This is a genomic window from Streptomyces sp. TLI_171, from assembly GCF_003610255.1.
Taxonomy (GTDB): Bacteria; Actinomycetota; Actinomycetes; order Streptomycetales; family Streptomycetaceae; genus Kitasatospora.
The window spans coordinates 306,174-324,570 of record NZ_RAPS01000001.1; the positions used below are offsets into that span (position 1 = coordinate 306,174).

17 protein-coding genes are annotated in these 18,397 nt (G+C 74.1%); 5 read left to right on the plus strand and 12 right to left on the minus strand.

Annotation, left to right across the window (positions count from 1 at the left end; all coding sequences use genetic code 11):
- Positions 1–129: 129 nt before the first annotated feature.
- Complete coding sequence (locus BX266_RS01435; RefSeq protein WP_099897111.1) at positions 130–669, minus strand: GNAT family N-acetyltransferase; 540 nt, start codon at positions 667–669, stop codon at positions 130–132.
- A 55-nt stretch (positions 670–724) separates the two neighbouring features.
- On the opposite strand from BX266_RS01435, the gene BX266_RS01440 reads away from it, so the two are divergent.
- Positions 725–2,074 (plus strand): hypothetical protein, encoded by a 1,350-nt coding sequence (locus BX266_RS01440; protein ID WP_143686839.1) that lies wholly within the window; start codon positions 725–727, stop codon positions 2,072–2,074.
- Positions 2,075–2,255: 181 nt separating this feature from the next.
- Here BX266_RS01440 and BX266_RS01445 read toward each other — a convergent pair whose 3' ends face one another.
- The 8 genes from BX266_RS01445 to BX266_RS01480 form a co-directional block, all read right to left on the minus strand.
- Positions 2,256–2,879, minus strand: coding sequence for a hypothetical protein (locus BX266_RS01445; protein ID WP_099897113.1), 624 nt, complete (start codon positions 2,877–2,879; stop codon positions 2,256–2,258).
- A 72-nt stretch (positions 2,880–2,951) separates the two neighbouring features.
- Positions 2,952–4,376 (minus strand): MFS transporter, encoded by a 1,425-nt coding sequence (locus BX266_RS01450; protein WP_099897114.1) that lies wholly within the window; start codon positions 4,374–4,376, stop codon positions 2,952–2,954.
- Between the two features lie 64 nt (positions 4,377–4,440).
- Positions 4,441–4,893, minus strand: a complete 453-nt coding sequence (locus BX266_RS01455; protein WP_099897115.1) for a MarR family winged helix-turn-helix transcriptional regulator — start codon at positions 4,891–4,893, stop codon at positions 4,441–4,443.
- Between the two features lie 204 nt (positions 4,894–5,097).
- Entirely contained in the window at positions 5,098–5,691 is a 594-nt protein-coding gene (locus BX266_RS01460; protein ID WP_099897116.1) for a hypothetical protein, read from the minus strand.
- A 192-nt stretch (positions 5,692–5,883) separates the two neighbouring features.
- On the minus strand, positions 5,884–6,648 hold the full coding sequence (locus BX266_RS01465; protein WP_099897117.1) for a DUF4239 domain-containing protein: 765 nt from the start codon (positions 6,646–6,648) through the stop codon (positions 5,884–5,886).
- A gap of 61 nt (positions 6,649–6,709) precedes the next feature.
- A complete protein-coding gene (locus tag BX266_RS38300) occupies positions 6,710–7,528 on the minus strand; it encodes a hypothetical protein (protein ID WP_180290339.1) in 819 nt (272 codons plus the stop codon).
- A gap of 262 nt (positions 7,529–7,790) precedes the next feature.
- A complete protein-coding gene (locus BX266_RS01475; RefSeq protein WP_099897118.1) occupies positions 7,791–9,197 on the minus strand; it encodes a family 2B encapsulin nanocompartment shell protein in 1,407 nt (468 codons plus the stop codon).
- Positions 9,198–9,534: 337 nt separating this feature from the next.
- A complete protein-coding gene (locus BX266_RS01480; RefSeq protein ID WP_099897119.1) occupies positions 9,535–10,479 on the minus strand; it encodes a triacylglycerol lipase in 945 nt (314 codons plus the stop codon).
- A gap of 382 nt (positions 10,480–10,861) precedes the next feature.
- Here BX266_RS01480 and BX266_RS40715 point away from each other — a divergent pair, with 382 nt between their 5' ends.
- Both BX266_RS40715 and BX266_RS01490 read left to right on the plus strand, forming a co-directional pair.
- Positions 10,862–12,043 carry a helix-turn-helix domain-containing protein gene (locus BX266_RS40715; RefSeq protein ID WP_310794762.1) on the plus strand — a complete coding sequence of 394 codons (1,182 nt, stop codon included), beginning with the start codon at positions 10,862–10,864 and terminating at the stop codon, positions 12,041–12,043.
- A 111-nt stretch (positions 12,044–12,154) separates the two neighbouring features.
- Positions 12,155–13,504 carry a serine hydrolase gene (locus tag BX266_RS01490; RefSeq protein ID WP_099897121.1) on the plus strand — a complete coding sequence of 450 codons (1,350 nt, stop codon included), beginning with the start codon at positions 12,155–12,157 and terminating at the stop codon, positions 13,502–13,504.
- 139 nt (positions 13,505–13,643) lie between these two features.
- On the opposite strand, the gene BX266_RS01495 is transcribed toward BX266_RS01490, so the two are convergent.
- The 3 genes from BX266_RS01495 to BX266_RS01505 all read right to left on the minus strand — a co-directional run bounded on the left by BX266_RS01495 (position 13,644) and on the right by BX266_RS01505 (position 16,430).
- Complete coding sequence (locus tag BX266_RS01495; RefSeq protein WP_099897122.1) at positions 13,644–14,111, minus strand: MarR family winged helix-turn-helix transcriptional regulator; 468 nt, start codon at positions 14,109–14,111, stop codon at positions 13,644–13,646.
- A complete protein-coding gene (locus BX266_RS01500) occupies positions 14,108–15,862 on the minus strand; it encodes an MFS transporter (RefSeq protein ID WP_099897123.1) in 1,755 nt (584 codons plus the stop codon). The genes BX266_RS01495 and BX266_RS01500 overlap by 4 nt, the downstream gene beginning before the upstream one ends.
- A 115-nt stretch (positions 15,863–15,977) precedes the next feature.
- Positions 15,978–16,430, minus strand: coding sequence for a MarR family winged helix-turn-helix transcriptional regulator (locus tag BX266_RS01505; RefSeq protein ID WP_259464479.1), 453 nt, complete (start codon positions 16,428–16,430; stop codon positions 15,978–15,980).
- Between the two features lie 100 nt (positions 16,431–16,530).
- On the opposite strand from BX266_RS01505, the gene BX266_RS01510 reads away from it, so the two are divergent.
- Together BX266_RS01510 and BX266_RS01515 are read left to right on the plus strand one after the other, a co-directional pair.
- Positions 16,531–17,454 carry a zinc-binding dehydrogenase gene (locus tag BX266_RS01510; RefSeq protein ID WP_099897124.1) on the plus strand — a complete coding sequence of 308 codons (924 nt, stop codon included), beginning with the start codon at positions 16,531–16,533 and terminating at the stop codon, positions 17,452–17,454.
- A 65-nt stretch (positions 17,455–17,519) separates the two neighbouring features.
- Positions 17,520–18,302 carry a maleylpyruvate isomerase family mycothiol-dependent enzyme gene (locus BX266_RS01515; RefSeq protein ID WP_099897125.1) on the plus strand — a complete coding sequence of 261 codons (783 nt, stop codon included), beginning with the start codon at positions 17,520–17,522 and terminating at the stop codon, positions 18,300–18,302.
- Positions 18,303–18,397 lie beyond the last annotated feature (95 nt).

The following is an 18,397-nucleotide window of genomic DNA, read 5'->3' on the forward strand; positions in this document are numbered from 1 at the left end:
CCTAGACCCTCCCCTCGTGCCGCTCTCCGGCCCGAGGGGGCTGACGGTGCGGGGGCCGGCCGTCGTGCGCGGAGCTGGCGGACCGTCGGCCTCGGCTCCGCGCCGGCGGTCCGAACGGTCCCGGTGGCGCTACGGCGTGACGTAGCGCCACATGTCGCGCGGCTGCCCGGCCACCTCCTGGTGGGCGGGCAGCAGGTCCCGCCGCCGGTAGCCGGCCCGTTCGGCGGTGCGCATCGACCCGGTGTTCCACGGCTCCACGGACAACTCCAGCCGGGGAATCGCGAGTTGCTCCAGCGCCCAGCGGGTGACGGCCCGCAGCCCGACAGCCGCCGCGCCCCGTCCCCGCGCCGATCCCGCCACCCAGTAGCCGGTGGTCGCCCAGCCGCGCAACGGCAGGTCCCCCACCCACAGGCCGACGTTGCCGACCGCCCGGCCGTCCGGGTCCACGATCACGAACGGGTACCCGGTGCCGATCTCGGTCCGCCGCCGCTGCCGCTCGACGAACGCCGCGGCCTCCGCCTCGGTGTACGGTGCGGGCACGGTGGTGATCAGCGGAATGTACGGGTCCTGCGCGGCCTCCCGCAGCAGCCCGGTGTCCGCCGCGGTCCAGCCGCGCAGCCGAAAACCCCGCTCCCCCGCCAGCTCCGGCATCTCCCTCGGCAGTTCCATGCCGCCATTCTCCCCGGTCGAGCCGCCGGGCGGCGCCGCTCCGTACACTGCGCCGGTGAATCTCGACGATCTTGACTGGCAGGTCCGGCACTACGGCGGTGTCTCGCCCCGGGTGGTGAACGCCCTGCTCCGGCACGGGTACGTCGAGGAGTTGGCCCGCGCGGCGGTGCACCGGCCCGACTGGTTCTGCGCCCGGGCCGCTGCCGAACAACTCGGTGCGGTCGGCGGCTCCGAGCGTGCCTGGGCCGTTCTGGAGCCCTTCGTCCGGGCGGGCTGGGCGCCTGCTCTTGAGCCCGCCGTCGATGCGCTCGTCGCTTGCGGCCGCAGCTGCGAGGCGCTGGGCCTGACCGCGCCGGACGGCACCGCGGACGGCGACCGGGCGCACGCCCGCGCGCTGCTGCGGGCCGGGCGGCCCGACGAGGCGTTCGAGCTGCTCTCCCCGCACCTCGCGGCGGGCCGGCTGCTGCCCGCACTGGCCGAGCTGACGGCCGGTCAGGGCCTGGACGAGCGGGTGCTGGCCGTGCTGGCGCCGCTCGCCGAGGAGTTCCGCCGCACCGGGGGCGGCTCCCGGCACGGCTGGCGGGTGCTCGTGGTGCAGGCCGAGGTGCTGGAGCGGGCGGGCCGTGCCGAGGAGGCGATCGCCCGGCTCGGCGCGGACGTGGCCGCCCGCCGCCACGGCCCCGAGAACACCGCCACCCGGTACGCCGAACTGCTGGCCCGGCACGGCCGGCTCGACGAACTGCACCGCCTCGCCACCGGGCCCGGCCGGTTCGCCGCCCTGGAGGTCCACGTCCGGGCGCTGGTGGCGGCGGGCCGGGCCGCCGAGGCGGAGGCGCTGCTCCGGGCGGGCGTCGACTCCGGCCGCCACCTCCCGCTCCACCGCGGCCTGCTGATGGACCTGTTGGCCCGGCAGGGCCGTCCGGCGGAGGCGGTGGCGGTGGCCGCCTGCACCTTCGAGTCCGCGGGCGACAACCTGCTGCAGGACGCCGTGCTGCTGCTGGCCGAACTCGGCCACCAGGAGTGGGCGCTGCGGCTGCTGGCGGAGCGCAGCCCGGAGTTCGCCGCCGAGAACGCGCACTGGATGCCGTCCAACCGCTGGTGGCTGCTGGGCGAACTCGGCCGGGGCCGCGAGGCCCTCGCCGAGGTCGGGACCGCCGACCTCGACCCCGTCGAACGGGCCTGCACCGTGGTCGCCCTGCTCACCGCGGACGACCGGTTCGAGGAGGCGATCGCGCTGATCCCGTCCTGCACCGACCGGACGGCGGAGGCCGCCGGGACGGTCGCCGTCCGGCTGATCGAGCGCGGCCGCCCCGTCGAGGCGCTGGCCCTGATCCCGGATCTCACCGCCCAGCGCGCCGAGTCGGACCGCCGGTGGGCGGCCTGGCGCGGCTCGGACGCACTCTGAACCGTGCTTCTCCGTCCGGCAATTGACGATCCGTCAGCGCGGGAACGGCGACCGGCCGGACCGACGCCGCCGGCCGCGGCCGACCCGGCGGTTCACCGTGGCCACACCTCCCGCTCGACGTGCCGGCCCGCTACCGGCGGGCGATGCCCGGCGGGGCCGAGTCCCGCGGCCCGACGGCCCGTCAGCCTGCCGCGGCGGCCCGCGGGCGTTCGACCGGTTCGCCGACCCGTCCGGTGGCGGGGTCGACGGTGAACTCCTGCTCCTTCTTGTCGCGGAGCACCAGGAACCGGTCGGGGCCGGTCCACCTGACGCCCACGTAGTAGCCGCCGGCGCTGCCGTCGTAGCCCGCCCATCGGCCGATCGCCCAGTGGCGGGCGGACCAGCCGCTGCCGGTGACCGGTTCCAGCTCGTAGTCGGGGTCGATGCCACCGACCGGGGTCTCGGTCAGCGCCAGCCCCGGATCACCGGGCGCGGCGAGCTGCGTCCGCTCGGCCGGCGGACCGCCGTAGGAGCCGAGGACGCCCAGCACGGCCAACGCGCACAACCCCACGGCGCCGACCAGCCCGACCCGGACCCCGGCCCCGTAGCTGCCGCGCCCGGTCGGGATTTCCGGCCCGATGTACAGCGATGCCAGCAGCAGCACGAACGCGACGGTGCTCAGCAGGACCGGGCGGTCGAGCCAGTCCCGGACCAGCACCCGCCCGCCGTCGGCGGCAGCCGCCCGGCCCGGTACGCACAGCAGCAGCACCGCGGCGGCAGTTCCCCGGATCCACCAGGCGATCCGCCTGCGCCACGCCTCCGTCATCCCGGCCCCCCGGTCCGGCGATCGAGGGGACGAACTGTACTACGGGGCCCGGGCCTTCCCGGACGGAGCGGCTCAGGCGGCGCGGGCGGCCGACGGGAGGCGGCGCAGCTTGCGGTCGAAGGCGGTGAGCAGCAGGAACAGGACGGCCGCGGTCAGCATGATCCAGGCCAGGTGGTGCATGCCGCCGGTGCCGGCCTGCGGGCCGTAGGAGGCGGCGGTGGCGGCGGAGGCGATCATCGAGCCGAGGTAGGCGAAGGTGCGCAGCAGTCCGGCGGAGGAGCCGGTGCGGGCCGGGTCGGACTGGCGGAACACCGAGTTCTGCAGGGCCAGGCCGTTCGCGCCCTGCGGGATGCCGAACACCACGGCCAGCACCAGCAGCGCCCACAGCGGGCTGTGCACGCCGAGGGCCAGCATCAGCGCGCAGGCCGCGATCTGGCCGGCCGCGCCGAGCAGCAGCATGCCGCGGACGCCGCCGCGGCGCCCGAGCAGGACCGACACGCCGATCCCGACCAGGAAGGTCGGGGCCTGCACCAGCCCGGCCTGAAGGGGCGTCAGGCCGAAGCCCTCCTCGGTCCACTGCGCGAAGCCGTACAGGAAGGCGTAGGAGACGACGTAGGCGGCGAGCGCCCGGGCGTAGGTGGCGAGCAGCGGGGTGTTGCCGCCGAGCACCTTGAGGTCGATGAACGGTTCGGCGGCGCGCCGCTCGCGGACGGTGAAGCCGACGGCGGCGGCGAGCGTGAGCACCGGGAGGTACCAGGCGCCCGGGTGCGGGTTCATCAGGAACAGCAGCAGCGAGAGCAGCAGGGCCGCGAACAGCGCCATCCCGGGCAGGTCGATCCGCCGCACCAGGCTGCCCCGGTCGCCCCGCTCGCCCGCCGGCGCGGCCTGCCGGGGCAGCCGCAGCGCGCCGAGGGTGACGGCGAGCACCGAGAGCGGGATGTTCAGCGCGAAGGTGGCCCGCCAACCGCCGAGGCCGGTGAGCAGGCCGCCGAGCAGCGGGCCGATCACGGCGACGGTCTGGTTGGCGACGGCCAGCAGGGTGAGCACCCCCGCGGGGCTGTCCTGTCCGGTGCGCCGGGCCTCGGCGCGCAGCAGGGCCATCGCGGCGGGGTAGCCGGCGCAGGTACCGAGGCCGAGGACGACGCGGGCGGCGATCAGCGTCCCGAGGTCGGGGGCGAGGGTGCCGACCACGCCGGCCACGCCCACCAGTGCGGTGCTGGCGAGGAACAGCCGGCGCGGCCCGAACAGGTCGATCAGCCGGCCCACCACGGGCTGCCCGAGCGCGGTGGCCAGGTACAGCGCTGAGACCAGCCAGGCGGTCTGCGCGGGCGAGGCGCCCAGCGCGGCGCCGATCGGCACCAGCGCGACGGCGATGACGGTGGAGTTGATCGGGTTGAGGACGGAGCCCAGCACCATCGGCGGCACCAGCCGCCGGTCGAGGGCGGGTGCTGCGGTCTGCGCGCCGGGGACGGCGGCTGCGGTCGTTCGGTCGGTCATGGTGCGTCTGCCGGTCGTTCGTAGGTGGGTCCGCGGTCGCTCGGGGGCGAGTCGATCGCGCCGGTCACTCGTGCACGAGGCGCTCCAGCACGGCCATCGCCGCGATCACGGTCTGCCGTTCCTCCTCGGTGCACTTCTGCTGCAGTTCGGCGGCCAGCCACTCGCCGCGGGCCCGCCGCCCCTCCTCGGCCCGCCGCCGCCCCTCGGCCGTCAGCACGATGAGCAGCCGCCGCCCGTCCTCGGGGTCGCGCCGCCGCTCGACCAGCCCTTCACCGGCCAGCGTCGCGATGGTGGTCGCCATCGACTGGTGCCGCATCCCCTCCGCCACCGCCAGGTCACTGGTGGTCAGCCCCTGGTCGCCGCTGTCCAACAGCCGCCCCACGGCCGACGCCTGAGTCAGCGTGAAGTCCCCCGTCCCGGCCGCCGCCCGGATCCGCCGCCGCAGCTTCCCGATCACCGACCGCACCTGCTGCGAGGCACGCACCGCGGACGGCGCCGGTTCGCGATCTCTGCTCATGCCCCCACCCTAGGTTCCCCGCCGCCGAATGTACAGTTTCCCTGTACATCTCGTACTTCCGCGGTCCGGCGCCAGCCGCTACTGTCCGAGCCACGGATCCGGATCTTGCCCCCGAGGGCCGACCGTCACGCGCCGAGTTCGAGCAGCTCCGCACGCTCATGCGCGACCAGCGGGAGAACTGGGAGGTAAGCCCAACGGCTCCTGCTACGTGATGCTCCAGTCCAGCCGGAGCCCGTAGTCGGCCAGCCAGGCGTGCAGCGCGACGCGGTCGGCGCGGACCAGCGAGCCACCGGTGAAGCGGGGGTCCGAGGTGAGTTCGGCGACCGTGTCGGCCGGAGGGACGAACGTTTCTGCAGCTTCGGCGGTGTCGAATTCGGCCTCCGCCAGCACGAGTCCGCGCAGCGGGCCCTCGAAGACGTCGACGCCGAACGGGGCGACGCTCAGCCGGGTCTTCACCAGCTCCGGCCCCGGCAGGGTGGCCAGCAGCAGGCCGTACTCGGCACCCGACAGGTACAGATTGGTGATCAGGCCCTGCGCCGCGCCGGGCTCGCCCGGCGGGGCGGGGATCTTCTGGGTGAGCTTGTAGGTGCACTCTCCGGTGTCGAGCCGCTCCATCCGCCGCAGCCGCAGCCGGGTGCCGCTCACGTACCGGTCGGTGATCCGACGGGCGACGGTGACCGCGGCGGGCTCGGGCGCGCGGGCCAGCAGGAAGCGCCGCTCCCGCTCGACCCGCGCGTACTTGCCGGGCTCCGGCCCCGCGTACGCCCCTTCGACCGACTCCCCCGGGTGTTCCCCCATGACGTGGTTCTCCCTTGCGCTGTCCCCCGTGGCCGCGCCGCGCCGCCCGTGGCGGCGACCCGCGCGGACTCCCCGTCGGCCGCCCGCACGGGACCCCCGTCGCGGTGTCGGGCGGCTGCCTTCCACAGTAGTGCGCGAACCGCCCCCGTACGGTTCGCACGCCCGGATCTCCCGCAGGTTCGGGCTTCCGCGCTAACCGCCCAGTGACGGGAACAGGTCGAGGAACGGTTGGGTGGTGACGGACATGCCGCGGCCGAACGGGTCGTCGAAGTCCCAGATCAGGAACAGCAGGAACCCGATCAGGGCGCTGAACGTGCCGGCCAGGATCAGTTCGCGCGGCGAGCGGCGGATCTGCAGCGCGAACATCATCCCGATGGTGACCACCGCGCCGATCGTCAGGCCGAACCAGACCACGCCCGGCATGGTCGGACCGACGTTGCCGCCACGGGAGTTGCGGGCCTCGTCGGCACTGGCGATCCGGTCCATCATCGACTGGTACGCCTGCGCCTCGATGTCGTTCTCCGGGGCCCGCGCGGCCACGTCGGTGCGCAGCTTGGCGAGCAGCTCGGTGCCTTCGGGCGAGATCTCCCCGTGGCTGCGCATGTACTGCCACTCGGTGTCGACCACGAACGTGACGTAGGCGTCGACGTCCTTGTTCACCTGCGCCCGGTAGTCGGCGGGGAACACCTCGGCGCGGGCGCTGACCTCGTGCAGCGCCTGGGCCTCGCGCTGGACGTCGTCCTGCGCGGCCGCCCGGGACTCCCAGACGCCGGCGATGGCCAGGCCCAGCACGATGGCGTAGACCACGCCGATCATCATCGTGATGTACTCGATGACGTCGGGCGTCTCCGAGGTGTCCTCGTCCTCGTCGGCCCTGCGGTGTCTCACCAGCACGACCACGACGACGACCAGGCACGCCCCGGCCATCGCGAGGGCGAGTGCCAGCCATTCGGACATGACGAGTCCTCTCCTGAACTGTCCAACACGGATAGGGGTACTGCGATGGGCTGACGGTGCGTCAGGAGCGGCCGCGGCGGCCGACTCCGCCGGCCTTCCCGCGCGGGCGCAGCGCCGCGGCGGCGAGCACCGCCGGCACGGTGACCACCAGCATCGTGGTGGTGGTCGGGGTGGCGCGGTGCTTGGGCGCGGCCACCGGTGCGGGCGGCGGCGGCAGGTGCACGGACGGCTTGGGCGCGGGCCGGCTGGGCGTGGGAGTCGGGCCGGGCGTCGTCGGCACGGGGCTGGGCACGGGCGCCGGGGCCGCGCTGCGGCTGGGCTGCACCGGACGCGGCGCGGGTTTCGGCGGAGCGGGGGTCGGCGTCGGCTTCACCGGCGTGGGGCTGGGCGTCGGCGTGGGCTTCGGGGTGGGCGTGGGTTTCGGGGTCGGGGTGGGCGTGGGTTTCGGCGTCGGGGTGGGGGTCGGCTTGGGGTGGCAGTGGTGCCCGTCCCCGTGCTCGTCCTCGCCCTGGTCGTCCCCGTCGCCGCCGCGGCCCTTGCCGCCGCCCTGGCTGTTGCCGTCCCCGGCCCGGCTGTTGCCTCCGCCCTGCGGCCGGAGCGGGACGTTGACCCCGCTGCCGGCGTCGACCTCGACGTGCACGCCTCCGGCGGTGACCGAGGTGTGCACCTTGACGCAGATCTCCAGCCGGTTCCCGTCGCGGTCGTGCGCGGCGGACGCGGCCTGCGCGGCACCGGTGAGCACCGCGCACACCACGGCGACGCCGGCCAGCGCCGTGGCGGTGCGGGCACCGCGCCGTGCGGTCGGCCGCCCGGTTCTGACGGCGGGTAAGGCGGTCGGCGCCGTCCCGTCGCCGGTGGACGGCCGGTCGTTGCGCTGCATGGGCGTGGTCCAACCTTCCGGTGGCTGTGGGCGACTGGTCTGACTCCGGGCGGGCGGAAACGCTCCCCCGCCGGGTGCGGCCTCTTCGGGTACGGCCGAAGGGGCCGGAGCGCAGTCGAGGGCGCGTCGGAGGATCTGGGCCGGTCCGCCGCCCTGCCCGGCGGGCAGAAACGGATCGGCATGATCAATCCGACGCACCCTCAACGTGGTGCGCCGCCGTTTGGTTACGGCCGGCGGCGGGCCGTCGCAGCTCGTCCGCGGATCAGCGGTGCGCGATCTCCACGTTCTCCAGCACGCCGAGCGCGTCCGGCACCAGGATGGCCGCCGAGTAGTACGCGGTGACCAGGTAGTTGATGACGGCCTTCTCGTCGATGCCCATGAAACGGACCGACAGGCTGGGCTGGTACTCGTCCGGGATGCCGGTCTGGTGCAGGCCGATGACGCCCTGGTTGTCCTCGCCGGTGCGCACCGCCAGGATGGAGGTGGTGTTCTCCTTGGTGATCGGGATCTTGTTGCACGGCAGGATCGGGACGCCGCGCCAGGCCGGCACCTTGTGGCCCTGCATGTCGACCGACTCCGGGTACAGGCCGCGGGCGTTGAACTCGCGGCCGAGCGCGGCGATGGCCTTGGGGTGGGCCAGGAAGAACTCGGTGTCGCGGCGGCGGCTGATCAGCTCGTCCAGGTCGTCGGGGGTGGCCGGGCCGGAGTGGGTCTGAATGCGCTGGTCGAACGAGCAGTTGGAGAGCAGACCGAACTCGCGGTTGTTGATCAGCTCGTGCTCCTGGCGCTCGCGCAGCGCCTCCACGGTGAGCTTGAGCTGCTGCTCGATCTGGTTCATCGGCTGGTTGTACAGGTCCGCGACCCGGGAGTGCACCCGCAGCACCGTCTGGGCGATGGACAGCTCGTACTCGCGGGGCTTGAGCTCGTAGTCGACGAAGGCGGTGGGCAGCAGGTGCTCGCCCTCGTGGCCGGCCGACATGGCGATCTCGGCCTCGCCGAGCTCGTTCTGGCGCTGCAGCGGGAGGCTGGCGAAGTCCCGGATGTGGGCCTGCAGGCTCTCGGAGAGGGCCAGCACGGTCTCGAAGTCGGCCCGGCTCAGGGTCAGCAGGGTGCCGGAGGTCTTGGCGGTGGCGGTGTAGTCCCACGTGGCGTCGGCGTCCAGCAGGGCGTTCTCGCCGAACCGGTCGCCGTCGCCGAGCACGCCGACCACGGCGTCGTCACCGTACTTGCCGGTGGAGACCTGGTTGATCTTGCCGTGCGCGATCAGGTGGATCTTGTCGGACGGGGTGCCGCGCTCGACCAGCACCTCGCCGGCCCGGAACTCCCGCTGGGCGCACCGGTCGGCGAGCGCGGACAGCACCTCGTCGTCCTCGTAGCCGCGCAGCAGGGCGAGTTCGCCGAGCTCCCGGGGGATGACCCGGACGTCGCCGCCGGTCTGGATGAACTCGATCCGGCCGTCGCCGACCGTGTACGTCAGTCGCCGGTTGACCCGGTAGGTGCCGCCGGAGGTCTGCACCCAGGGCAGCATCCGCAGCAGCCAGCGGGAGGTGATCTCCTGCATCTGCGGCGCGGACTTGGTCGTGGTGGCCAGGTTGCGGGCCGCGGCGGTGGTGAGGCTGGTCTGCTGGCGCTGCGCCTGCTGAGTCTCCGGGCTGCTGTCCACGGACATCGGGCCGGGCTCTCCTTCGTCTCGCACGGCATCTGACGAACCGTCAGATCCGTGAACGTGATGGGGCATTGGCAAAGGCTGAGAATTCGACGGGGTCGCCCGGGCTGCTCGCTCCGCGTTCCCACCGCCTTCGGAACACTAGATCGTTCCGGGCCCGAAAGGGCCGTTGGAGCCCTTGCTGCACCCAATCAGGTGAACCTTGGCCACCGGAGGGTTTGGGCGCGCCGACGCTGCGTCACGCCTGGTCGGCGGCGCTCTCCGGGGTGGACACGCCGACGGGGTCCGGCTCCCGAGCAGCCGGACCCCGTCGCCGTCGACCGGCGCTCCGCCGTCCTCCCTACAGCAGCGGGCCGGTGATCGGCAGCACCACCTGGCAGGGGATCGACCGGGGGTGGGCCGGGTCGAGGGCGTTGAGCACGTCGGTCAGCGCCACCGGGTCGTAGCCGATCTCCAGGTGGTCGGTGGCGTCCGGCGCGCACTGGTCCTGCACCAGGATGTTGGTGACGTGCGGGCCGGCCGGGAGGAAGGAGTTGGTGTACGGGGTGATCACCTCGTCGTACTTGGTGGCGATCACCGTGTACTCCACGCCCGGGACCGTCGCGCCGCCGGCGTTGAGCGCGGTCAGGAACGGCGACCCGATCTCCTGCTCCACGCAGGCCCGGCACGGCCCGGACAGGAAGTCGTTGGCGGGCTCCAGGATGTTCAACTGCCGCCCGAGTTCGGTGATCCCGTCGAGCGTGGTGCCGTAGTTGCTGGGCGAGAGGGCGACCAGCCTGCCGACCTTGGCCGCCCCGCCGAGGTTCTTCAGGTAGTAGCGGGGCAGCATCCCGCCCTGCGAGTGCCCGACCACGTCGACCTTCGCCGCGCCCGTCGCCGCCAGCACCCGGTCCACGAACCCGGCCATCGTCCGGGCCCCGTCCTCGATCGGCCCGGTTCCCTGGATCGGCGAACCGGCCGACGGCCCGCCGTAGTTGAAGGCGTAGACGCAGTAGCCCTGGTTGGCGAGCAGCGGTGCGGCGCCGCCCCAGTTGTCGTTCTGGTTCTCCAGCGTGCCGTGCACCAGCACCACCGGGTTCGGGTGCGCCGCGCTCGGGCGGCAGCTCCAGTCGTTGGCGCCGTCGGGGCTGCTCCCGGGGAAGAAGAAGCCCGCGACGAAGCCGATCGAGAAGTGGGTCTCCACCGGGCGGTACCAGGTGGCCGCCGCGGGCTGGGTTCCGGCGGCCAGCAGTCCCGCTGCGGCGAGGGCCGCGACCAGCGCCGCCCGTACGCTCTTTCTCCGCATTCCGCACACCTTCCGCCGTCGCCGTCCGATTCGTTCCCGGAATTCCTCGGCCTCCGGGGTCGGCATGAAGCTAGGAGCGGCTTGACGGGCCGTCAACCGATCGCGCGGCCGTCCGGGGAAAGTGCATCCGCGGGTGCCAGGAATTCCGTCCCCCCTCCGGGGAAACTGTCACGGGCGCGAGTGTTTCCACCCGCACCACCCCCCGCGGCGGCGCACAAGCTTGTGCCGAACCTATTGACCGGCGGGTAACCCCGCCGCATACTCCCGGTGACCCTGGCTGCAGCCGGGTGTTCGGCGAACGCCGGGCGGCCCGGATCCGGCCGGATTATCGCTACCCGGAGGAGCGGAATTGGGCGGGCCGTGGGAAGGTCTTCCGCGCGATTTGTCCACGGAAATCAGACCGGAGCAGCAATCGCTCGCGACCGAGATCATCCGCGAGATCCGTTCTGCCGTCCCGGAATTCGCCCGGCCGCTCTCCGGGCAATTCGGCGCGGGAATCCAGCAGGGCGTGGAGACGGCGCTCGCCGAGTTCGCCGACCGGATCGCCGGCCTGCCCGCACCCGGACCGCGCCAACTGCGGGTCTACCGTTCGCTGGGGCGCGGCGAACTCGCCGAGGGCCGCAGCCTGGACGCGCTGCAGGCGGCGTTCCGGCTGGGCGCGCGGATCGCCTGGCGCCGCTACGCCCGGGTGGCACGCCGCCGCGGGCTCGGGCCGGAGCAACTGGTCATCCTCGCCGAGGCGGTGTTCGCGCACATCGACGAGGTCGCGGCGGCCAGCGTCCAGGGCTACGTGGACGCCCGCACCGACCGCGCGGGCGCGCTGGGCCGGGCCCGCCACCGCCTGCTCGACCTGCTGCTGGCGGGCGCCGGCCCCGCGGAAGTGGCGGCCGCCGCGCAGGCCGCGGACTGGCCGCTGCCCGCCCTGGTGGCCGGCGTCTCGCTCGACCCCCGCCTCCCGCCCGAGCGCCCCGCGCCGCCGCCCCGCCCGACGTACCGTCAGCCGGCCGCCGCCGCGCCGCCGCAGCCACCGGCCCGGCTGCCCGAGCACGTGCTCGCCGCGCTGGACGTTCCGCAGCCGCACCTGCTGCTCCCGGACCCGGGGCCGCTGCTCGCCGATCCGCAGCTGTCCGCCGCCCTGCAGGGGCGCGGTGCGGTGATCGGGCCGGCCGTGCCGCCCGCGCTGGCCGCCCAGTCGCTGCGCTGGGCCCGGCTGGTCCGGGCCTCGCTGGCGGAGCCGCCGAAGCGCCCGGTGGACTGCCGCGAGCGGCTGGGCGATCTGCTGCTGCTCACCGATCCGGCCCTGGTCCGGCTGATCGCCGAACGGCGGCTGGCCCCGCTCGCGCCGCTCACCCCCAAGCAGCGCGACCGCCTCGCCGCCACCCTGCTGGCCTGGCTGCAGACCGGCCGCGGCACCGCGCCCGAGGTCGCCGCCCGCCTCGGCATCCACCCCCAGACCGCCCGCCAACGCCTCCACCGCGTCCACCAGCTGTTCGGTCCCGCCCTCGCCTCCCCGCACGCCCGCTTCGAACTCGAAGTAGCCCTCCGCGCCACCGCCGACCCCTGAGGCGTGCCCCCGCGCCCGTGACGGTCCGTCAGTACCGGGCCGCCGAAAGCCGTTCGGGGACGCAACACTATGATCCGACCGTAGGCGACCGACGGCGGGGAGGGCAGCGGCATGCTGGACGGGCTGAACGGGCTGGACGAGTTCTGCACGGGGGCGCTGGCGGAACACGGGTGCCCGTCCGTCAGCATCGCGGTGGCCGCGGGCGGGGACCTGGTGCTGGCCAGGGCGTACGGCACGGCGGACCTCGGCGAGCGGCGGGCGGCCACGCCCGGGACGGTGTACGGGCTGGCGTCCGCCACCAAGCCGTTCACGGCGCTCGCGGTGTGCCTGGCGGCGGACCGGGGCCTGCTGGACCTGGACGCGCCGGTGCCGGGCCGGTTCCGCCGGGCGGCGCCGACCCCGCGTCAGCTGCTGCAGCACCGCGGCGGGTTCCCGGCGTTCTACAACTTCCACTACACCGACGGACCGCTGCCGGGCGGACCGCTGCCGGTCGACCTCGACCGGTACCGGGAGCAGGTCCGCGAGCCGGACACCGGGTTCGAGTACTCCAACCTCGGCTACCAGGAGCTAGGCCGCCTGCTGGAGCAGATCACCGGCCGCGCGCTCGGCGAGCTGCTGCGGGAGTGGATCGCCGAGCCGCTCGGCCTGCCGCACTTCGCGTTCGGCGCCGTGCCCGGCGCGTCCGCCCCCGTCGCCACCCGCTACACCCCGGACGGCCGGGCCTACCCGGTCTGCCACAGCAGTCACCCGGCGGCGGGCGCGGGCTGGGCGACGGCCGGCGAACTCGCCCTGTTCGCGCGCCGGTCCCCGACCCTGCTCACCCCCGGCACCGCCGCCGCCGTGCTCGATGCCCCGCCGATCGGGCCGCGGCTCGGCTACGGCCTGGGCCGGGTCGTCCAGCGCACCGCCGACGGCGCGCCGATCAGCAGTCACGGCGGCGGCATGGGCGGCATCGCCGCGATGATGATCGACCTGCCCGAGCGACAGCTGTCGGTGGCCGTCCTCGCCAACTCCACCGACAAGTCGGCCCGCGACGCCGTCGTCGGCCACCTGATGGACGCCCTGGCCCCCGAGTTCGACCCGGCCCACCTCAGCCCCGTCAGCGAACCGGACCTCCCGCTGGCCCTCGCCCCGTCCCGCTGGGCCGGCCACCTCAGCGGCCCCGACGGGGACGTTCCGGTGCGGCTGACGGTCCTGACGGGTGGTCAGGTCGAGGTCTCGCTCGCCGATCTCCCGCCGGTCACCGTTCCGGCCCTCGCCTCGCACCGCTGGGACGTCCGCCTGACCGCCCCGCTCCAACTCCCCACCCCGGACGCGCTGGTCAACAGCCCCGCCTTCGCCCTCGAACTCCGCGCCGGCCGCTCCGCCCTCACCGGCCGCGCCACCGCCTACAAGCCCGGCGACCGGAGCGGCTTCCTCGGCCCGTACCTCCCCCACCGCTGCGAGCTCCACCCGGCCTGACCGCGCCCGCCGGATCCGCCCGGTCCGCCGGATTCGGCCTGCCGGGCCGGGACCTGCTCGCCTGCGACTCTTCGGGGGCGCCGGGGTGCTGAGTCCTCACGATCACCTGCGCCGGCCGGGTTCGACGACGTCGCGGGCCTCAGCCCTCGGAGGCCACCAGGCGTTCCAGCACGGGCAGCGCGTCGATCAGCAACTCCCGTTCCTGCGCCGTCAGTCCGGCTGTCCGCCGGGCCAGTACCTCGGAGCGGCGCTGCCGGGTGTCGGCGAACAGCTCGACGCCTTCCGGGGAGAGTTCGACCAGCGCGGAGCGGCCGTCCTCGGGGTCGGGCACCCGGCTGACCAGCCGGGAGGCGACCAGCGGTGCGACGGTGCGGGTCATCGACGGGGCGGCGACCCGTTCCAGCGCGGCGAGTTCGCCCAGCCGGATCGGGCCGTGCTGCTCGATCCGGGCCAGCGCCGACAGCTGCGCGAAGGTGAAGTCCTGCCGGTCGGAGGCCTGCGCGAGCTGCCGGTGCAGGCGCGCGATCACCAGGCGCAGCCGCACCACCGCGGCCGGGTCCAATCCGGTCCCGGCCGCCGGACCCGCCTGCTCGGCCGTCTCGTTCACGACGCGCCCCGGCTGACGGCGGCGTCCCCGTCGGGCACGCCGGCCGGCTCCGGGGCGCCGTCGGCGGGAGTCGCGGCGCGGCCGCGCAGCAGCGAGGCCGCGGCGGCGACCAGCGACATGGCGATCGCCAGCGAGAAGACCACCATCAGGCCGTCGTGGAAGGGCCCCGAGATCAGGTTCGGGAAGAACTCCCGCCCGGTCAGGGTCTGCGCGTTGGACGCCGGGAGGGTGCCCAGCACCTGCGGGCCGAGCAGTTCGTGGATCGGGTTGTAACCCAGGAACGCGGCGAACAGCGTTCCCACCGGAGGGAGTTGGGCCACCGCGTGGGCGTCGGCCGGGGACACGCCCTGCCCGGTGAGTCCGTCGCTCAGGGTCTGCGGCAGCGAGCCGGCCAGACCGGCCACCATCAGCGAGAAGAACACGCCGATGGACAGCACCATGCCGGCGTTCTGGAACGTCGCCCGCATGCCCGAGGCCGCGCCGCGGTCCGCTGCCGGGACGCTGGACATCACCAGCGCCGTGTTGGGTGCGGCGAACAGGCCGCCGCCGAGACCGTTGAGGAACACCAGCAGAGCAAACCACACGTATCCGAAGTCGGTGGGCAGGATCAGCAGGCCCGCGAACGAGGCCGCCATCACCACCAGCCCGCCGGCCGCGAACAGCCGTGCCCCGAACCGGTCCGACAGCCACCCGGCGACCGGCCCCGCCGCCAGGAACCCGACGGTCAGCGGCACCAGGTAGATGCCGGCCCACAGCGGCGTGTCCTCGTACTCGTAGCCGTGCAGCGGCAGCCAGATCCCCTGCAGCCAGACGATCAGCATGAACTGCAGCCCGCCGCGCGCCACCGACCCGAGCAGCGTCGCCAGGTTGCCGCCCGCGAACACCGGGTCGCGGAACAGCCGCAGCGGGAACATCGGCTCGGCGACCTTCCTCTCGATCACGCAGAACGCCGCCAGCACCGCGGCGCCGCCGATCAGCCCGGCCAGCACCCACGGGTTGGTCCAGCCCATGGTGTGCCCGCCGTAGGGCTGGATCCCGTAGGTGATCGCGGCGAGCAGCGCCGTCAGCCCCACCGCGAAGCTGACGTTGCCCCACCAGTCGATCTTCCCGGGCCGCCGGACCCCGGTCTCGTGCAGCGAGCGGTACGCCCAGACCGTGCCGATGATGCCGATCGGCACGTTCACCCAGAAGATCGACCGCCAGTTCCACTCGGCCAGCAGCCCGCCGAGCACCAGGCCGATGAACGAACCCGCGATCGCCGCGACCATGTTGACGCCCAGTGCCATCCCGCGCTGCCGTGCCGGGAACGCGTCCGTGATGATCGCCGCCGAGTTCGCCATCAGCATCGCCCCGCCGACGGCCTGCACGACGCGCCAGCCGATCAGCCAGAGCGCCCCGCCGCCGCCGTCCATCGGGTCGAGCGAGAGGATCACCGAGGTGACCGTGAAGATCAGGAACCCCGCGTTGTAGATCCGCACCCGGCCCCAGATGTCCCCCAGCCGTCCCAGCGTCACCACCAGCACGGCCGTCACCAGCATGTAGCCCATCAGCATCCACAGCAGGTAGCTGACGTTCCCCGGCTGCAGCGGGTTGAGGTGGATCCCGTTGAAGATCGCCGGCAGCGAGATCAGCACGATCGAGGAGTTGATCGTCGCGATCAGCATCCCCAGCGTCGTGTTCGACAGCGCCACCCACTTGTACCGCGGATGCTCCGCCCCGACCCACCGTTTCTCGGTCTGCACGCCCGCCATCTCCTGCCCGCCCCTCGAAACGCACTGATAGTTAGCTGATGTGAACTAAATTACCGCGGACGCCCTCCCCCCACCAGCCCTCACCGAGCACGGAAGGCCACCGCCGGGGGCGGGCTCAGTCCCGGACGATCCGGGTCAGCAGTGCCAGCAGCGTCCGGCGCTCGGCCGGATCGAGCGGGGCGAGCAGCCGCTCGTTGGCCACGTCGGCGAGGCGGGCGCAGGTGCGCTGGAGGCGGAGGCCCGCCGGGGTCGCCGTCACCGCGTTCTTGCGGCGGTCGCGGGGGTCGGGTTCGCGGACCACCAGGCCCTCCCGCTCGAGGTGGTTGACCAGCAGGACGACGTCCTTCGCATCGAACGCCAGGCGGCGGACCAGATCGGCCTGGGCCAGCGGGCCTTCGTCCACGGCGGCCGCCAGCACCGCGTAGTGCTGGAGCTTCAGGCCGTGCTCCGCGATCGCCTCGGCGACCAGGCTCCGGCCGCGCGCCGCGACGCGTCCGGCGAGCCAGCTCGGCAGGGACTGCAGGTGGGCGAGCGCCCCGGGGTGCGGCTCGGCGTGCATCGGGTCCATGAGGGCGAGGGTAGCGGAAACCGTTGGACATCCCAATGAATGTCCCGCTAGGTTCATTTCCGTTGGGAGTTCCAATGAATCCGCATCCAGGAGGTGTCCGTTGCGCCGCGTCCGCTACGAGAAGAACGGCGGCCCCGAGGTCCTCTTCGTCGAGGAGGCGCCCGTCCCGGAGCCGGGCCCCGGCGAGCTGCTGGTGCGCTGCGAGGCGATCGGCGTGACGCTCCCCGCCGTCCGCAAGGTCCGCGAGGGCAAGGAGCCGGCGCCGCTCGGCGGCGAGGTGGCCGGCTCCGTCGTCTCCGTCGGCCCGGGCGTGACCGGCTTCGCCGTGGGTGACGCCGTGACCGGCCTCCCCTTCACCGACGGCTACGCCGAACTGACGGTGCTGCACGAGACGATGGCCTCGCACGTTCCGGCCTGGGCGAGCCCCGTCGACGCGGTGGCGCTGGTCCGCAGCGGACTGGTGGCGCGCGGCGCGTACGCCGCCGGCCGGGTCGGGCCGGGCGAGTCGGTGCTGGTCACCGCCGCCGCCAGCGCCGTCGGCGGCCTCGCGCTGCAGTACGCCAGGAACGGCGGGGCCTCGCGCGTGGTCGCGGCGGTGAGCGACACCGCGAAGGCGGCCCACGTCCGCGGCCTCGGCGCCGACGAGGTGGTCGGCTACGGCGACTCCACCTGGGGCGAACCGGTCGACCTGGTCCTGGACGGCGTCGGCGGCGAGCTGCTCGCCCCGGCCGTACGGGCACTCGCGCCAGGCGGCCGCCTGGTGGCCTTCAGCTCCGGCGGCGGATCGATCGACGCGTACGAACTGCTGGTGCGCAGCGCCTCCGCGACCGGTTTCCGGATGGCGGCCGTCGCCCGCGACCAGCCCGAGCGGTACACCCGGTGGCGCGAGGAGCAATGGGAGCTGTTCCGCACCGGCCGGCTGCGCACCGCCGTGCACGCGACGATCCCGCTCGCCGAGGCCGCCCGCGCCCACGCGCTGATCGAAGCGCGGGCGAACCTCGGCAAGGTGGTGCTGACGCCCTGATCGACCACCGCCCCACCGGGAAAACCGCTGTCGGGCGAACGGATCAAGGTGGTACGACTACCGCCGTGCCCAAGACCCCGGAGTTTCCCGAGCTGCTGCAGCTGATCGACGACCGTGCAGCCGCCTTCCGCGCCGCGGTCGCCGTCGCGCCCAGCCTCGACCTGCCCGTGCCGACCTGCCCCGAGTGGACGCTGTCCGACCTGGTGCAGCACATCGGCGAGGGCCGCCGCCGCTGGGCCGCCACCGTCGCGGCCGGGCCGGACGCCACGTCCAGGACCCCGGCCGGGGGTGACGCCGTCGCGCCGCAGGAACGCGAGGCCGTGCTGGCCTGGCTGGCCGCCTCGACCGAGCTGTTGCTGGCAGCCCTGCGGGAAGCCGGTCCGGACCAGGGCTGCTTCACCGGCTGGGGTGTCACGCAGACGCCGCACACCGCCGGCGGCGTGGCCCGGCACCAGGTCCAGGAGATCGCGGTGCACACCTACGACGCCCAGCTCACCGTGGGCGAGTCCGCCGCACTGCCGGTCGAGGTGGCGCTCGACGGTGTCGAGGAGAGCCTGTTCATCGCCAGCTTCACCAGGAGTGCCTGGCCGCACCGGCCCACCGCCTTCGACTTCCACGCCACCGAGGGCCGCTCCTGGCGCCTCACGGTCGACGGCGCCGGCGCCCGGACCACCCGACTGCCCGCCAGCGGAGAGGCCCCGGAAGCGGCAGGCCTCGCCATCACCGGCACGGCCAGTGACCTGGTCCTGTGGCGCTACGACCGCATACCGGTGGACGCCCTGCGACTCGACGGGGACCGGGAACTGCTCGACCTGCTCTACGCCTGGGAACCGGAGGACTGGGCCTGACGAGACACCACCGCTGAGTCGCCGAGCATCGCGGGCGACACCGGCCGGCGCGCTCGAACCCGACGGCGTCCGGGGCCCACGGATCGCGCCGCTCC

What these genes read in the sequence shown, in the direction of transcription:
- BX266_RS01460 (WP_099897116.1), bottom strand. Translation starts at nt 5,691, where the DNA reads ATGGGGGAACACCCGGGGGAGTCGGTCGAAGGGGCGTACGCGGGGCCG.
- BX266_RS01490 (WP_099897121.1), top strand. Translation starts at nt 12,155, where the DNA reads ATGCTGGACGGGCTGAACGGGCTGGACGAGTTCTGCACGGGGGCGCTG.
- BX266_RS01480 (WP_099897119.1), bottom strand. Translation starts at nt 10,479, where the DNA reads ATGCGGAGAAAGAGCGTACGGGCGGCGCTGGTCGCGGCCCTCGCCGCA.
- BX266_RS01445 (WP_099897113.1), bottom strand. Translation starts at nt 2,879, where the DNA reads ATGACGGAGGCGTGGCGCAGGCGGATCGCCTGGTGGATCCGGGGAACT.
- BX266_RS01435 (WP_099897111.1), bottom strand. Translation starts at nt 669, where the DNA reads ATGGAACTGCCGAGGGAGATGCCGGAGCTGGCGGGGGAGCGGGGTTTT.
- BX266_RS01505 (WP_259464479.1), bottom strand. Translation starts at nt 16,430, where the DNA reads ATGGACCCGATGCACGCCGAGCCGCACCCCGGGGCGCTCGCCCACCTG.
- BX266_RS01450 (WP_099897114.1), bottom strand. Translation starts at nt 4,376, where the DNA reads ATGACCGACCGAACGACCGCAGCCGCCGTCCCCGGCGCGCAGACCGCA.
- BX266_RS01500 (WP_099897123.1), bottom strand. Translation starts at nt 15,862, where the DNA reads ATGGCGGGCGTGCAGACCGAGAAACGGTGGGTCGGGGCGGAGCATCCG.
- BX266_RS01455 (WP_099897115.1), bottom strand. Translation starts at nt 4,893, where the DNA reads ATGAGCAGAGATCGCGAACCGGCGCCGTCCGCGGTGCGTGCCTCGCAG.
- BX266_RS01465 (WP_099897117.1), bottom strand. Translation starts at nt 6,648, where the DNA reads ATGTCCGAATGGCTGGCACTCGCCCTCGCGATGGCCGGGGCGTGCCTG.
- BX266_RS01475 (WP_099897118.1), bottom strand. Translation starts at nt 9,197, where the DNA reads ATGTCCGTGGACAGCAGCCCGGAGACTCAGCAGGCGCAGCGCCAGCAG.
- BX266_RS38300 (WP_180290339.1), bottom strand. Translation starts at nt 7,528, where the DNA reads ATGCAGCGCAACGACCGGCCGTCCACCGGCGACGGGACGGCGCCGACC.